Here is a 15,666-nt window from a genome sequence, read left to right as displayed (position 1 = left end):
GCGATGACAGTCCTGCAATCGACCCTCGATCCGGCCTCGCCCACCTACACCGAGGCAGCTACTGCACTGACCGCCAAGCTCGCCGAGATCGACCGCGAGCTGGCCAAGGCGCTTGCGGGTGGCGGCCCCAAGTACGTCGAGCGCCATCATTCCCGCGGCAAGCTCACCGCACGAGAACGCATCGAGCTGTTGGTCGACCCCGATTCCCCGTTCCTGGAATTGTGCCCGCTCGCCGCGTGGGGCAGCGAATTCCAGGTGGGCGCCAGTGTCGTCGTGGGCATCGGCGCGGTATCGGGCGTGGAATGCATGATCGTCGCCAACGACCCCACAGTCAAAGGCGGCACCAGCAATCCGTGGACGCTGCGGAAGATACTGCGGGCCAACCAGATCGCCTTCCAGAACCGGCTGCCGGTGATCTCACTGGTGGAGTCCGGTGGCGCCGACTTGCCCACGCAAAAAGAGGTTTTCATCCCCGGCGGCCAGATGTTCCGCGACCTGACCAGGCTGTCGGCGGCCGGGATTCCGACCATTGCCCTGGTGTTCGGCAACTCCACGGCAGGTGGCGCCTATGTGCCCGGGATGTCCGATCACGTGGTGATGATCAAGGAACGCTCCAAGGTGTTTTTGGCCGGCCCGCCGCTGGTGAAAATGGCGACCGGCGAAGAATCGGACGACGAATCCCTGGGCGGCGCCGAAATGCATGCCCGGATCTCGGGTTTGGCCGACTACTTCGCCCTCGACGAGCTCGACGCGCTGCGCATCGGCCGCCAGATCGTGGCCAGGCTGAACTGGAAGAAACTGGGGCCGGCGCCCGGGCCGGTGGTCGAACCGCGCTACGACGCCGAGGAACTGTTGGGCATCGTGCCGTCTGATCTGCGTATCCCGTTCGACCCGCGGGAGGTCATCGCCCGCATTGTCGACGGCTCGGAATTCGACGAGTTCAAACCGTTGTACGGCTCGTCGCTGGTCACCGGGTGGGCCCGGCTGCACGGCTATCCGCTGGGCATTTTGGCCAACGCCCGCGGCATCCTGTTCAGCGAGGAATCCCAGAAAGCTACCCAGTTCATCCAGTTAGCGAACCGCTCGGATACCCCGCTGTTGTTCTTGCACAACACCACCGGCTACATGGTCGGCAAGGACTACGAGGAACGCGGGATGATCAAGCACGGCTCGATGATGATCAACGCGGTCTCCAATTCGACCGTGCCGCACATCTCGCTGCTGATCGGAGCGTCTTACGGGGCCGGGCATTACGGCATGTGTGGGCGGGCCTACGACCCGCGGTTCTTGTTCGCCTGGCCCAGCGCGAAGGCCGCGGTCATGGGCGGCGCGCAGCTGGCGGGCGTCATCTCCATCGTCAACCGCGCTGCCGCGCAAGCGCGGGGTCAGGCATTCGACGAAGACGCCGACGCTGCGCTGCGGGCGGCGATCGAGGCACAGATCGAAGCGGAGTCGTTGCCGATGTTCCTCTCCGGGAGGCTTTACGACGACGGCGTGATCGATCCGCGCGACACCCGGACCGTGCTGGGAATGTGCTTGTCCGCCGTCGCTAATGCACCGATTAAAGGCACATCGAACTTCGGCGTCTTTCGGATGTGATGGGTATGGGAATCACTCGGGTTCTGGTGGCCAACCGCGGCGAGATCGCCCGCCGGGTCTTCGTGACCTGCCGGCGGCTGGGCTTGAGCACGGTCGCGGTCTACACCGACCCAGACGCGGAAGCGCCGCACGTCGCCGAGGCGGACCTGCGGGTGCGGCTAGGGCGGGTCAACGACTACCTCGATCCCGAGGCGCTGATCGCAGCAGCCCGCGCCGCCAAAGCGGACGCCGTGCATCCAGGTTACGGGTTCCTTTCCGAGAACGCTGATTTCGCAGCGGCAGTACTCGACGCGGGGTTGACGTGGATCGGCCCGCCGGTGGCGGCGGTGCGGGCGATGGGCTCGAAGATCGAAGCCAAGAAACTGATGGCCGCGGCCGGAGTGCCAGTGCTTGCCGAACTCGACCCCGACGCCGTCACCGCCGAGCAACTGCCGGTATTGGTCAAGGCTTCAGCGGGTGGCGGTGGCCGCGGGATGCGGGTGGTGCACGAGTTATCGGCTCTGCCACACGAGGTTGCCGCCGCCCGGCGCGAAGCGCAGTCCGCGTTCGGCGACCCGACGGTGTTCTGCGAGCGCTACCTGGCCACCGGCCATCACGTCGAAGTCCAGATGATCGCCGACACCCACGGCACGATATGGGCTGTCGGAGAACGAGAATGCTCGATCCAGCGCCGGCACCAGAAGATCATCGAAGAAGCACCCTCCCCGCTCGTGGAACGCACGCCGGGCATGCGAACCAAGCTGTTCGACGCCGCCCGGCTGGCCGCCAGCGCGATCGGCTACACCGGTGCGGGCACCGTGGAGTTCCTGGCCGACGACGATGGCGACTTCTACTTCTTGGAGATGAACACCCGCCTGCAGGTGGAGCATCCCGTCACCGAGGAGACGACCGGAACGGACCTGGTCGAGCTGCAGCTGGCTGTGGCCGACGGCGCTCGATTGGATTCCGAATCTCCAGCGGCACAAGGGTATTCGATCGAAGCTCGGGTCTACGCCGAAGATCCGGCGCGCGGCTGGCAGCCGCAGGCCGGTGTGGTGCACACCATCGACGTGCCCGGGGTGCGCGCGAAGTTCGAAACCCTGGGCCGGCGTACCGGGATCAGGCTGGACTCCGGCATTGCGGACGGCTCGGTGGTGTCGATCCACTACGACCCGATGCTGGCCAAGGTGATCTCTTATGCTCCCACCCGCCTGCAGGCGGCGCGGGTGCTCGCCGATGCCCTGGCCCGCGCCCGCCTGCATGGCCTTCGCACCAACCGCGATCTGCTGGTCAACGTGCTGCGGCATCCCGCTTTTCTCGACGGCGCCACCGACACTGCGTTCTTCGACACCCACGGGCTGTCGAAGCTGGCGGCACCGCCGTGCGACGCGGCGGCGGTCCGGTTATCCGCGATCGCGGCCGCCCTCGCCGACGCCGCACACAACCGTGCAACGGCAGCCGTGTTCGGGTCGATACCCAGCGGCTGGCGCAACCTGGCGTCGGGGTATCAGGTCAAGAACTTCCGCGACGACAGCGGCCAGGACCATCGTGTCCAATATCGGTTCACTAGAAAGGGTTTGGAGCTTCCCGATGATGAATCGGTGCACCTGATGTCCTGCACCGCCGACGAGGTGGTGCTAGCTGACGGCGACGGCGTGGCGTGCCGGTTCGAGACCGCCCGTTACGGAGACGACATCTACGTCGACTCACCGCACGGACCGGTTCACCTGGTGGCGCTGCCCCGCTTCCCGGAACCGGGTTCGGCCGTCGAACAGGGTTCACTGGTGGCGCCGATGCCCGGCAACGTCATCCGGGTCGGCGCTCAGGTCGGCGACACGGTGACCGCCGGCCAGCCGCTGGTGTGGCTGGAAGCGATGAAGATGGAGCACACAATCACCGCGCCGACCGACGGGGTGCTGGCCCAACTCGACGTCAGCCCCGGCGCACAAGTCGAAGTGGGCGCGGTGTTGGCTCGCGTCGATGCATCCCCCCAACAACCAGAAGGAGACTCGCAACCGTGACCGACACCAGCTTTATCGAAAACGAGGAACGCCAGGCCCTGCGCAAGGCGGTCGCCGCCCTGGTATCCAACTACGGTCCGGACTACTACCTGCAGAAAGCGCGAGCGCATCAGCATACCGACGAATTGTGGAACGAGGCAGGCAAACTGGGCTTCCTCGGGGTGAACCTCCCCGAAAAATACGGCGGCGGTGGCGCTGGCATGTACGAACTGTCACTGGTGATGGAAGAAATGTCGGCGCATGGCTGCGGACTGCTGATGATGGTGGTGTCACCGGCCATCAACGGCACCATCATCTCCAAGTTCGGCACCGACGAGCAGAAACAACGCTGGCTGCCCGGCATCGCCGACGGCTCGATCACGATGGCGTTCGCCATCACCGAACCCGACGCGGGCTCCAACTCGCACCGGATCACCACCACTGCCCGCCGTGACGGCAGCGACTGGATCCTTTCGGGCCAAAAGGTTTTCATTTCCGGCGTCGACCAAGCCCAAGCGGTACTCGTGGTGGGCCGCACCGAAGAGAGCAAGACCGGTAAACTGCGGCCGGCGCTGTTCGTGGTGCCCACCGACGCGCCCGGCTTTACCTACACCCCAATCGAGATGGAATTGATAAGTCCCGAGCGGCAATTCACAGTCTTCATCGACGACGTGCGGCTGCCCGCCGACGCGCTGGTCGGTTCGGAGGACGCCGCGATCGCCCAACTGTTCGCCGGTTTAAACCCGGAGCGGATCATGGGTGCGGCCAGCGCTGTCGGTATGGGACGCTTCGCGCTCGGTAAGGCCACCGACTACGTCAAGACACGCAAGGTGTGGGACACCCCGATCGGTGCCCACCAGGGGCTGTCGCATCCGCTGGCGCAGAACTACGTTGAGATCGAACTTGCGAAATTGATGATGCAGAAAGCCGCCACGCTGTACGACACCGGCGACGACATGGGTGCCGCCGAAGCGGCCAACATGGCGAAATACGCTGCGGGCGAAGCATCTGCGCGGGCCGTCGACCAGGCCGTGCAGTCGCTGGGCGGTAACGGGCTGACCAAGGAATACGGGATCGCCGCGGCGTTGACGGCGTCACGGCTGTCGCGGATCGCACCGGTGAGCCGGGAGATGGTGCTCAATTTCATCGCCCAGACGTCGCTGGGTCTGCCGCGCTCCTACTGATGGATACCCTGGTCGAATACGCGGTCGACGGAAACGTCGCTCGGCTGACACTGAATTCTCCGAACAACCGCAACGCGCTGTCGAGCGCACTGGTGAGCCAACTGCACCAGGGGCTGCGGGACGCAGCTGCCGACACAGCGGTGCGCATGGTGGTGCTCGGCCACACCGGCGGCACGTTCTGCGCGGGTGCGGACCTCTCGGAGGCATCGGGCGGCGACCCCTTCGACACCGCGGCCGAACGCGCCAGGGAGTTGGCCTCGCTGCTGCGCGCGATCGTCGAGTCGCCGCTGCCGGTGATTGCCGCCATCGACGGTCACGTCCGTGCGGGCGGCCTGGGGCTGGTCGGCGCCTGTGATATCGCGGTGGCCGGTCCACGCAGCAGCTTCGCGCTGACCGAAGCGCGGATCGGGGTGGCGCCGGCGATCATCTCACTGACCTTGCTGCCAAAGATGTCAGCCCGCGCGGCGGCGCGCTACTACCTGACCGGTGAGAAATTTGACGCGCAGCAAGCCGCGGCTATCGGGTTGGTAACCCTGGCGGCAGACGATGTCGACGCCGCGGTGGCGACGTTGGTCGCGGAGATGGAACTGGGGTCGCCGCAGGGGTTGGCCGCGTCGAAGGCCTTGACCACGGCCGCGGTGCTCGAGGGCTTCGACCGCGACGCCGAGCGGCTCAGCGTCGACTCGGCACGCCTGTTCGTCTCGGACGAGGCCCGCGAAGGAATGCTCGCCTTCCTGCAGAAACGACCGCCGCGATGGGTGTCGCAGCACGGTGGCGACGCAGTTTAGCGAAGTCGCCTTGCGGCCGAATTTCTTCGTCGTAGGCTCAGCAGTGATGAGCAAAGAAGCGCAGCGCGAGGTGCGGGGCGAGTCGCGCGCCGCAGACACCGATCGCATACAGGTGGCGCAGTTGCTCACCGATGCCGCTGCGCAGGGTCGCCTGCAACTAAGCGAATACGAGGAGCGGCTTACCAAGGCCTATGCGGCGACCACGTATCAAGAACTGGATCGGCTTCGGGCCGATCTCCCGGGTTCCTCGATGAGCCCGCGCCGCGGCGAGGCCTGTAAACCGGCGCCGTCTACCCTGCTGTTGGCCATCATGGGTGCGTTCGAACGGCGCGGCCGATGGCCGATCCCGAAGAAATTGACGACGTTCGCGTTGTGGGGCGGCGGCGTCATCGATTTGCGCTACGCCGACTTCACCTCTACCGAAGTCGACATCCACGCGTATTCGATCATGGGTGGGCAGACCATCTTGCTGCCCCCGGAGGTCAACGTCGAGATCCACGGCCACGGCGTGATGGGCGGCTTCGACCAGCACGTCAACGGCGAAGGCACCCCCGGGGCACCGAAGGTGACCATTCGTGGTTTCTCGCTGTGGGGCGGGGTCGGCATCAAGCGGAAAAACCGGAAACCGCAGCAGTAGTCGCGAGCAGGGCTAGCGACGCCGCCGCCGAGACCGCAGATAATCGCCCACCACCGCCGCGCCCAGCCCGTCGAGATCCGGCACGACGACGCGGCCCTCGACCCGTCGCGCCACCTGATCGATGAACCGCGCCAACCCGGGGTCGCTGCCCAGTCGGAAGATGGTCACCTGAGCGCCCAGCCGCGCCATGTCGTCGAACCCGCGCACGGTGTGAGCAATGGTCCGCGGGTGTGGTGGGTAATCGAAAAACACTGCCGTGCCCTCGCCGTCGAAGTCTTCGAGATGCGCGGTCGGCTCACCGTCGGTGACCACCAACACAACCGGCTGAGCATTGGGGTGTCGTCGCAGATGCCGACCGGCCAGCGCTAGCGCGTGGTGCAAGTTAGTGCCCTGCTCGTATACACCTTCCAAGCCCATCAGTTCGGCAGCCGTGACCGTACGCGCATAGCGCCCAAAAGCGATGATCTGCAGGGCATCCGAGCGAAACCGGGTGCTGACCAAATGGTTGAGCGCCAGCGCGGTGCGTTTCATCGGAATCCAGCGATTCTCCATGACCATGGAGAACGAGGTATCCACCAGCAACGCAACCGCTGCCTGCGTGCGTGTTTCGGTCTCCGAAACCTCGACGTCTTCAACGGTGATCCGGATCGGCAATTCGGCTGTCGCGGTTCCGGCTTGCCGCAGCACGGCGTTGGTCAGCGTCCGGGTGACATTCCACGGCTCGGTGTCGCCGAACTGCCACGGCCGGGTAGCACCGGTCAGTTCGCCGGCCGCGCCGGCACGTCGATGATCGCGCTCACCGCGTCGTCCGGAAAGCTGTTGGGCCACATCACGTAACGCCGTCTCACCGAGCCGGCGCATCGCCTTCGGAGACAGCCGCCACTGGCCGTCGGAACCGCGGTCGAAAAATCCCTGGTTGAGCAGTGCGCGCTCCAGCTCGGCGAGCGTTTGCGCGTCGACGGCGGCTTGGTCGCCGAGCTGGCGGGCCAGCGCATCGAGGTCGACATCGTCCATGGTGGCGCCCGGATAGCTTTGCGACAGCTGCTCAGCCAGTTGCTCCAGCTCCGCGATATCCGACAGGGCCTGGGTTCCCTCGCCCATGCCAAGCGGGTTGTCGCCGGAGAATTCCGCGCTGCCGTACCAGTCCTCGCCCGGACGCGCGGCCTGCAGGTGAGCATCCAGCCGCTCCAACGCCTGCATCAGTGCTGGTGATCCAAAAGCCTGCTGCGCCAAGGCATCTAGCTCAGCGCGTTGCTCCGGCGTCAAACTATTGCGGAAACGCTGCGCAGCGGCTGCCCGTTTGGCCAACGAGTCCAGCAGTTCTTCGACATTACGGGGGTTCTCCGGGAAGAACTCGCCGTGCTTGTTCATGAAGTCGTCGAAATCTTGCTGGGTGTCTTGCCCTCTGGCATGCTTGTCCAGCAGCTCGTTCAGGTCGTCGAGCATTTCGGTGACACGGCGACGATCCTCGTCGGTGGCACCTTCAAGCGCCTGCTTCATGCCCGCGAAGCGCTGGTCGAGCATTTCGCGCCCCAGCAAATCCCTGATCTGCTCGTATTTTTCGCGGGCCTCGCTGCTGCGCCAGTTGTAGTCCGACAGCTCCTGTATGGCCTTCGCCGGCGACGGCGAGAGCGCATCCAGCTGCAGTTCACCGAACCGGGCGTCGTCGTCGAGCGCGCGCGCCAACGCCTTGCGCTCCGCTAGCACTGCCTCGTCGAGCAGCTTCTTGATCTCTTGCAGTGTCCCATCTAAGTTGTTGCGCCGCAACAACTCACGTCGACGTCGGTTCGCCTCGGCTGCCAGCCGGTCGGCCCCGGGCATGTTCCTCGTCCCCCGCCTGAGCAGTTCGGACAGTGCCCGCCGCGGCGAGGTGCCCGCCATGACGTCCTGGCCGATCTGCTCCAGCGCCTCACGCAGGTCCACCGGCGGAGCCAGCGGGTCGGGCCCGCCGGTGTACGCCGAGTACCGCGTCGAGTGGCCCCTAGCAGGTCTAGCCATAAACGGTTTCGCCTTCTGTCGACACCTTGTCGATGCGCTTGGCCAAATACAGGGCCTCCAAAGCCAGTTCCAGCGCGGCCGCGCGTTCACCCTCGGATTCGGCGCCCAGCCGCTTGGCGATCGCATCGATGACGGGCAAGTCCGGCAGCGCGGCCAGCACATTCTTGGCCGACACCCGCTCGCCCGTCGTCACCGCCGAACCGGCCTCCACCGCCGCGACCAGCGGTCCGACGTCGATGCCGCCCAGCACTTTGGCCGCGGTGTCGGCGGTGGCACGGCGCAGCAGGTGTTCGAGCACCGCCTGCTCACGGCCCTCCTCGCCGGATTCGAATTCCAGCTTGCCGCGCAGCACGTCGATGATCGTCCCCAGGTCGACGACCCGGGCGACCGGATCGGTCTCCCCCAGCACCGCGCCGCGATGCCGGGCAGCGGCCGCGACAGTCTCTGCGGCAGCGATCGCGAACCGCGCCGAGACTCCCGAACGCTGGTCGATCGACTTGGACTCCCGCAGGTAGCGGGCGAACCGCGCGATCACCTGGATCAGATGGTCGGGCACCTGCGCGCTCAGGTGTGCTTCTTGGACGACGACGCCCATCTCGGCTTCCAGCTCGAGCGGGTAGTGGGTGCGGATCTCGGCGCCGAAGCGGTCTTTGAGCGGAGTGATGATCCGGCCGCGGTTGGTGTAGTCCTCGGGGTTGGCGCTGGCCACGACCAACACGTCCAACGGCAACCGCAGCGTGTATCCGCGGACCTGGATGTCGCGCTCCTCCATGACGTTGAGCATCGACACCTGGATGCGCTCGGCCAGGTCGGGCAGCTCGTTGACCGCAACGATCCCGCGGTGCGCCCGCGGGATCAGGCCGTAGGCGATGGTTTCCGGATCGCCCAGGGTGCGACCCTCAGCAACCTTGATCGGGTCGACGTCACCGACCAGGTCAGCGACGCTGGTGTCGGGTGTGGCCAGCTTTTCGGTGTAGCGCTCGCTGCGGTGCTTCCACGCGACCGGCAACTCGTCGCCGAGCTCGGCGGCCCGCCGGATCGACTCGGGGGTGATCGGCGAGTAGGGATGTTCGCCCAGCTCGGCCCCCGCGATCACCGGTGTCCATTCGTCGAGCAGGCCGACCAGGGCCCGCAGCAGCCGGGTCTTGCCTTGTCCGCGTTCTCCGAGCAGCACGATGTCGTGGCCGGCGATCAGCGCCCGTTCGAGCTGGGGCAACACGGTCTCGTCGAAGCCCACGATGCCGGGCCAGATGGCCTCGCCATCCGCGCCCTCGGCGAGGCGCGCGAGCAGATTCTCCCGGATTTCCTGTTTGACACCACGTTCGCGATGCCCGGCGGCGCGCAGCTGGCCGACGGTGCGGGGCAGATCGGTGGGTAAAGTCACCACTCCACGCTACGACGGCCCGCGTTCGGCGTCACAGTGTCCTGGATTACTGATGATCACGCTTCACGGCGACGCGGGTCACCGGCCTGGGTGGGCCGGCTGCCATCACGATGGCGCGACTGGCTCTCATCATCGGCCGCTGACGGTGCCCGATACCCTCGGTACGGTACATCCGTGCCGACCGGCGTGGCCGGCGTGCGCCCCCTTCGGGCGGCTACTGGCAGGGCAGCCTGTTTGGGCATCGAGGTGCCGCGTCCGACGGCCTGGACGCGCATCGGCATGTCGTGTCGCTGGGTTTGCGCCGGATCGTATTGTGCGGGCTAAAGGTTCAGCAGCCGATTAAGTAGCCACGCGACGATGTACCTAGTGCGAAAAATGCCGTGCGCCGGTGAGATACAGCGTCACTCCGGCCTTGGCTGCGGCAGCGGTCACCTCGTCGTCGCGTACCGAGCCACCGGGATGCACGATCGCGGTAACCCCCGCCGCCGCCAACGTCTCGAGCCCGTCTGGGAATGGGAAGAACGCGTCGGAGGCCGCGACCGCTCCGCGCACTCGCTCACCCCCGCGTTCGACCGCCAACCGCGCTGCGTCGACTCGGTTTACTTGGCCCATGCCCACGCCGATCGTGGCACCGTCGGCCGCGATCACGATCGCGTTGGATTTCACCGCGCGGCAAGCCCGCCACGCAAAAAGCAAGTCCGCCATGGTATTTGGGTCGGCCGCTGAGCCGGCTGCTAGCGTCCAGTTGGCCGGGTTATCGCCGGGCGCGTCGAGGCGGTCGCGTTGCTGGATCAGCAACCCGCCGCTGACTTGACGTAGCTCGGTCCCGCCGCGTGTCGGCTGGGGGGCCACCAGTATGCGGATGTTTTTCTTGCGTGCCAGCACATCGACCGCGCCGGGAGCATAGGCCGGTGCCACGATGACCTCGGTGAAGATAGTGTTCACATACTCGGCCATCTCGACGCTGACCTCGGTGTTGGCCGCGATCACGCCGCCGAACGCGCTGAGCGGGTCGCATTCGTGCGCCTTGCGGTGGGCGTCTGCGACCGAGACCGACGAGATCGCAATTCCGCACGGGTTGGCGTGCTTGATGATCGCCACGCATATCTGCTCGTGGTCGAACGCGGCCCGCCAGGCAGCGTCGGCGTCTGTGAAGTTGTTGTAGGACATCTCTTTTCCGTGCAGCTGCTCAGCTTGCGCCAGCCCGGGCCCCGCGCTGGTGTCGCGGTAGAGCGCGGCCTCCTGGTGCGGGTTTTCGCCGTAGCGCAGCAGCGCCGAGCGTCGCCATGTTCGAGCAAACCACACCGGGAAGGCGACCGGCGGCTGCTCCGGTGCGAGCACTGTCTGCATCCAACTCGCGACGGCGACGTCATACTCGGCGGTGTGTCGAAATGCCATCGCCGCCAGATGTTTTCGTTCAGAAAGCGTGAACCCGCCCTTGCGGACCGCAGCCAGCACACCGTCATACCCGGACGGGTCGACTACCACCGCCACACTGGGATGGTTCTTGGCGGCAGCACGGATCATCGACGGTCCGCCGATGTCGATCTGCTCGACGCAGTCGTCGATCCCGGCGCCGGAGTCCACAGTCTGGGTGAACGGATACAGGTTGACTACCACTAGCTCGAACGCCGCGATGCCCAGTTGCTCCAGTGCTGCCGCATGCTGGGGTTTCCGCAGGTCGGCGAGTAGTCCGGCATGCACGCGGGGATGCAGCGTCTTGACCCGGCCGTCGAGCACCTCGGGAAAACCGGTCAGCTCTTCCACCGGCGTGACTGGGATACCCCGGTCGGCAATGGTTTTCGCCGTCGAGCCGGTGGAGACAATATCGACCCCGGCTTGATGCAGACCACGGGCAAGGTCGACTAGCCCGGTCTTGTCGTAGACACTGATCAACGCGCGGCGGATCGGCCGTCTCGCTGTGCCTTGCCCGTCGTCGTCGATGCTCATCCTATGGTTGCCTTTCGTCCGATCCACGTCACTCCGCTGGTTGCCACCGCAGCCACCACCTCCACCAACAACCGCCGTTCCACTACTTTGATGCGCTCATGCAGGGTCTCTTCGTCGTCGCCGTCGAGGACGGGAACGGCCTGTTGCGCCAGTATCGGTCCGGTGTCGATACCGGCATCGATCAGGTGGACCGTGCAGCCGGTGACCTTCACTCCGTAGGCCAGCGCGTCGGCCACGGCATGCGAACCCGGGAACGCGGGCAGTAACGCCGGATGGCTGTTGACGATCCGTCCCGAGTAATGCGAAAGAAACTGTGGACCAAGGATTTTCATGAATCCAGCGGACACGATCAGGTCTGGGGTATGCGCTGCGGTGGCAGCGGTGAGGGCCGTGTCCCAGGCATCACGGTCGGGGTGGTCGGCGAGCCGGACGATGAAGGTGGGCAGGGATGCGGCCGTGGCGATTTCGACGGCCCGGCAGTCGCGGTCGGCGCCGACGGCGACCACCCGCGCCGGGTATTCTCCGGCGGCCGCCTCCAGCAGTGAAGCGAGCAGCGTACCGGTACCCGAGGCCAGCACCACCAGCCGTGCCGGTGCGCTCGGGGGCACGCGGAGCGGTTGCTGCTGCACACGGCGAGCCTAGTCCGGTGACGATGCGCGCCGCCCGCGGCGCGAGGAGGAACCGGACAATCGCGGCTCAATCTGAATCGTTCGGCGACTGTTCGGCGCTCGTCGGGCCGGTGTCGTCTTGTGCGTCGTCGACAGGGAGCAGCGTGTCTTCATCGGCAATGTCAGGGCCGGCGTCGTCGCGGTCCGGTTGGGAGGGCGTCGGTGTCTCGGCGGCGACCTCCTCTGCGGGTTGCGGCCGGAACTTAGGTCCGGCGGGTTCGCGCTGGATCCCGTTGGCCATTGCCACGGTGATCGCGCCGACAACCGAGAACCAGAGGAATACCGCGATCCCGAAGGTTGCCTGGTCCACGCCGACGCCGCCGAAGTTGCCCAGCTCTCCGCCGGCGGCGTAACCGAGCAGCGCCATCGTCAGCGCCGCGAGCACCGCCGCCGACAGCAGCTTGCCCATCGCGGGCGCCAGCGGCAACGGGTGTCGCGCGCATTGCTGTCCCACCGCCACACCCGACGAGGCGCCAATGATCAGCAATCCGACCCACACCGGGTCGAGCGGCGGTGCCGGGGTCGCGGCCAAGACCGGCAGGGACGGGATGTCGCCGCCGAAAACGGTGAACGAACTAAACGTCGCGAACCCCACGTGGGCGCTGGACCCCACCGCGACCGCGGTCGCGCCAACGATGACGTTCGGCGCATAGAGCACCGACAACACCGTGAGACTGAATTGGCCGAATACCGAGTCGGTGATCGCGTAGAGCTCATGCATCCTCGCCCAGTGCACAACCAGCGATACCGCCGTCACCAGCCCCGACAGTCCGATCAGCGCCAACACTCCCGCCGCTGCCGCGCGCAGCGAACCGCCCAGCCACCCCGGCAACGGCGAGGCCGCCAGCAGCCGGGGCCCGACTTTCGATCCCACCCCGACGGCGGCACCGATCGCGTGCACCACCAGCACGCTGGCAAATGCGCGCAACGCATTGGGGGTTTGAAGCTCGGTGATCACCGAGGCGGCATCGTGAATGACGGCCAGCGAGATCGCCGCACAAAGCAACGGCCCACCCAGTGCTGAGGCCACGATCCAGCGGATGACGAACCAAGACGCCGCCGGTGGTGTGGCCAGTGCGGTGGTTCGCGCTGTCGCCCACACCATCAGCAGCACCGGAAGCAGGGGCATCACCCCTAGTTGACGGCCGCCGATGGAAATCGGCACATCGTGCACCCCGAGCCACATGCTGGCGATGGCGCCCAGCGCGCCGGTCATGTCGCTGTTGGCGATCAGCAGCTGCAGCAGCGTGACCGCGGCGATGACGACCAGCGCCACGACAGCCGGCCCGAACGCCACCCGCAGAAGCTCGCGCGCCTGGTGTGCGCTCGCTGCTCGACTGTTTTGCACCTGTGGTCAGTCTTCGCGCAGGTGGCTGGCTAGGCGCAGAATCGCCTGGCTAGGACGGCGGTGGGCCCGATGGCGAGGACGGCGACTGCGGCTGCTGGCCCTGGCCCTGCTGCTGGCCCTGGCTCTGCTGCTGGCCCTGGCCGGTTCCCCCCTGGTTTCCGGAGTTGCCTTGGCCGTGACCTTGAGCACCCTGGCCAGACCCAGACGGCGGCTGGCCATAGCTGGGGAATCCGGTCGGCGGAGTGGGCGGACCTTGCTGCGAAGACTGCTGCTGCGGGCCCGTCTGCGCGCCCTGCTGGTGACCGACCGCGCCGAATCCGCCAGTGGACGGGCCGGAATAACCGCCGTACTGCGACCCATAGCCGGAAGGCTGCGGGGACGGCTGCTGCCCATGATGCTGAAACGGGGCGTGTTGCTGCCCGCCGGCCTGGCCGTAATATCCGCCGGGCTGGGTGCCGTACTGCCCATACTGCGCGTACTGGTCGTATCTGGGCCGCGGCGCGGGCGGGGTGACGACGCCGGCGTCCAGCAAAAGTGCTCCAACCGCGACGATCGCCTGCGCCACCGTGCAAGCCAGCACAAACCACAGCGCCCAGCCGATCGAGAAGCCGCTGGGCCTGCTGAGCGCCTGAGAGATCGCCAGCAAGGCGCCTACCACCGCCACCGCGCCGACGACGGCGGTGTAGTTCTTTGCCTTGGGTAGCAGACCCACCGCCGCTAACAGCGCCGCCAGCAGGGCCGCAACGATCGCCAAGCCGCCGCCACCGCCTGACAGATCGCTTCCGGATGGCCCCAGGTCGGCGCTGATGGTGAACATGGGACCGAAACTCGCCAGGTAGGCCGCCAGGCCGAGCGCCACCACCGCGACGGTCAGATACAGCTGCAGCTTGCTGGCGCCGTCATCGGATTTGGCGAACGACTGTGGGGAGCCGCCGTAGGAACCGGGGGACTGCGCGGGTGGATATCCGGGGCTACCGGGCGAGTACGTCATGGCTTCTCCTGTGCATCAGTGCCGTTGGGGCGCCACTGTGTTGCGACGCTGTATCCCCAGGGCGCCGCTTCCGCGCGACGCTGCGTGGACCGCTCCATTAACGCCGTGACTTGTCAGGGCAGGCGTTGCGACGCGATTCGACCATCCACGCTAGCGCACCTGGCGGCGGGGGTGTCGCGGCGACTGGCGTGTCATCGCAGCTTCTACCGGCGCCGCTTGCTCGCGGTGGGTGAACACGTTCTAATTCTCGGCATGGATCACGGGCTTGTGCTTTTCACCAGCGACCGCGGCATCACCCCAGCGGCGGCCGCGCGCCTCGCCGAAGACCATGGCTTCCACACCTTCTATGTGCCCGAGCACACTCACATTCCGGTCAAGCGGCAGGCCGCGCATCCCACGACGGGTGACGCGTCGCTTCCCGACGACCGGTACATGCGCACCCTGGATCCATGGGTGAGCCTGGGCACGGCGTGCGCAGTCACCTCCCGGGTGCGCCTGGCCACCGCGGTGGCGCTGCCCGTCGAGCACGACCCGATTACCTTGGCGAAATCCATCGCCACCCTCGACCATTTGTCGGGTGGCCGGGTGAGTCTCGGCGTCGGATTCGGTTGGAACACCGACGAACTCGCCGACCACGGCGTCCCACCCGGGCGCAGGCGCACGATGCTGCGCGAATATATCGAGGCGATGAGAGCCTTGTGGACCCAAGAAGAAGCCGCCTATGAGGGAGAATTCGTCCACTTCGGACCTAGCTGGGCTTGGCCCAAACCGGTGCAGCGACACATCCCGGTGTTGGTCGGCGCCGCGGGCACCGAGAAGAACTTCAGGTGGATTGTCCGCAGCGCCGACGGCTGGATCACCACTCCCCGCGACGTGGACATCGACGAGCCGGTCAAGCTATTGCAGGACGTTTGGGCAAGCGCCGGGCGCAGAGGCGCGCCGCAAATTGTGGCCCTGGACTTCAAGCCGGTGCCTGAAAAACTTGCCCACTGGGCCGAATTGGGCGTCACCGAAGTGCTTTTCGGGTTGCCTGACCGATCCGAGCAGGAAGTGGCCGCCTACGTCGAACGCCTGGCCGGCAAGCTCGCCGCTGCCGCCTAGCGCGAGCAGACGCAGAATCGCACGATCGTTGCCCGAACA

The 15,666-nt window shown here is 66.5% G+C and carries 12 protein-coding genes; 6 read left to right on the top strand and 6 right to left on the bottom strand.

What is annotated here, in order from left to right:
* The first annotated feature begins 3 nt into the window (after positions 1 to 3).
* Genes MYXE_RS06060 through MYXE_RS06040 form a run of 5 tightly spaced genes read left to right on the top strand, consistent with a single transcriptional unit; the run spans position 4 to position 6,187 of the window.
* On the top strand, positions 4 to 1,599 hold the full coding sequence (locus MYXE_RS06060) for an acyl-CoA carboxylase subunit beta (RefSeq protein WP_085193661.1): 1,596 nt from the start codon (positions 4 to 6) through the stop codon (positions 1,597 to 1,599).
* A 5-nt stretch (positions 1,600 to 1,604) separates the two neighbouring features.
* Positions 1,605 to 3,599: an acetyl/propionyl/methylcrotonyl-CoA carboxylase subunit alpha gene (locus MYXE_RS06055; RefSeq protein WP_085193659.1), complete on the top strand. Its 1,995-nt coding sequence runs from the start codon at positions 1,605 to 1,607 to the stop codon at positions 3,597 to 3,599.
* Positions 3,596 to 4,762: an acyl-CoA dehydrogenase family protein gene (locus tag MYXE_RS06050; protein WP_003922834.1), complete on the top strand. Its 1,167-nt coding sequence runs from the start codon at positions 3,596 to 3,598 to the stop codon at positions 4,760 to 4,762. The genes MYXE_RS06055 and MYXE_RS06050 overlap by 4 nt, the downstream gene beginning before the upstream one ends.
* Positions 4,762 to 5,550, top strand: coding sequence for an enoyl-CoA hydratase family protein (locus tag MYXE_RS06045; RefSeq protein WP_085193657.1), 789 nt, complete (start codon positions 4,762 to 4,764; stop codon positions 5,548 to 5,550). Before MYXE_RS06050 ends, MYXE_RS06045 begins: the two co-directional genes overlap by 1 nt.
* A gap of 46 nt (positions 5,551 to 5,596) precedes the next feature.
* Complete coding sequence (locus tag MYXE_RS06040; protein ID WP_085193701.1) at positions 5,597 to 6,187, top strand: DUF1707 SHOCT-like domain-containing protein; 591 nt, start codon at positions 5,597 to 5,599, stop codon at positions 6,185 to 6,187.
* A gap of 12 nt (positions 6,188 to 6,199) precedes the next feature.
* On the opposite strand, the gene MYXE_RS06035 is transcribed toward MYXE_RS06040, so the two are convergent.
* From MYXE_RS06035 to MYXE_RS06010, 6 genes are all read right to left on the bottom strand, one after another.
* The gene (locus MYXE_RS06035) at positions 6,200 to 8,185 is read right to left on the bottom strand and encodes a vWA domain-containing protein (RefSeq protein ID WP_085193655.1); all 1,986 of its coding nucleotides are present in this window, start codon (positions 8,183 to 8,185) and stop codon (positions 6,200 to 6,202) included.
* Positions 8,178 to 9,572 (bottom strand): sigma 54-interacting transcriptional regulator, encoded by a 1,395-nt coding sequence (locus MYXE_RS06030; protein ID WP_003922830.1) that lies wholly within the window; start codon positions 9,570 to 9,572, stop codon positions 8,178 to 8,180. The genes MYXE_RS06035 and MYXE_RS06030 overlap by 8 nt, the downstream gene beginning before the upstream one ends.
* 360 nt (positions 9,573 to 9,932) lie before the next feature.
* Positions 9,933 to 11,519 carry a bifunctional phosphoribosylaminoimidazolecarboxamide formyltransferase/IMP cyclohydrolase gene (gene purH, locus MYXE_RS06025; protein ID WP_085193653.1) on the bottom strand — a complete coding sequence of 529 codons (1,587 nt, stop codon included), beginning with the start codon at positions 11,517 to 11,519 and terminating at the stop codon, positions 9,933 to 9,935.
* Positions 11,516 to 12,148 carry a phosphoribosylglycinamide formyltransferase gene (gene purN, locus MYXE_RS06020; protein ID WP_085193650.1) on the bottom strand — a complete coding sequence of 211 codons (633 nt, stop codon included), beginning with the start codon at positions 12,146 to 12,148 and terminating at the stop codon, positions 11,516 to 11,518. Before purN ends, purH begins: the two co-directional genes overlap by 4 nt.
* 67 nt (positions 12,149 to 12,215) lie before the next feature.
* Complete coding sequence (locus MYXE_RS06015) at positions 12,216 to 13,535, bottom strand: cell division protein PerM (RefSeq protein WP_003922827.1); 1,320 nt, start codon at positions 13,533 to 13,535, stop codon at positions 12,216 to 12,218.
* A gap of 49 nt (positions 13,536 to 13,584) precedes the next feature.
* Positions 13,585 to 14,526, bottom strand: a complete 942-nt coding sequence (locus MYXE_RS06010) for a DUF5336 domain-containing protein (RefSeq protein WP_003922826.1) — start codon at positions 14,524 to 14,526, stop codon at positions 13,585 to 13,587.
* 252 nt (positions 14,527 to 14,778) lie between these two features.
* On the opposite strand from MYXE_RS06010, the gene MYXE_RS06005 reads away from it, so the two are divergent.
* Positions 14,779 to 15,627 carry an LLM class F420-dependent oxidoreductase gene (locus MYXE_RS06005; RefSeq protein WP_085193698.1) on the top strand — a complete coding sequence of 283 codons (849 nt, stop codon included), beginning with the start codon at positions 14,779 to 14,781 and terminating at the stop codon, positions 15,625 to 15,627.
* The last annotated feature ends 39 nt before the right edge of the window (positions 15,628 to 15,666 follow it).

Origin of the sequence: Mycobacterium xenopi (assembly GCF_009936235.1) — a bacterium.
Lineage (GTDB): Bacteria > Actinomycetota > Actinomycetes > Mycobacteriales > Mycobacteriaceae > Mycobacterium > Mycobacterium xenopi.
Note: the sequence above shows the minus strand (reverse complement) of the source record. Positions and strands in the feature narration are given on the sequence as shown.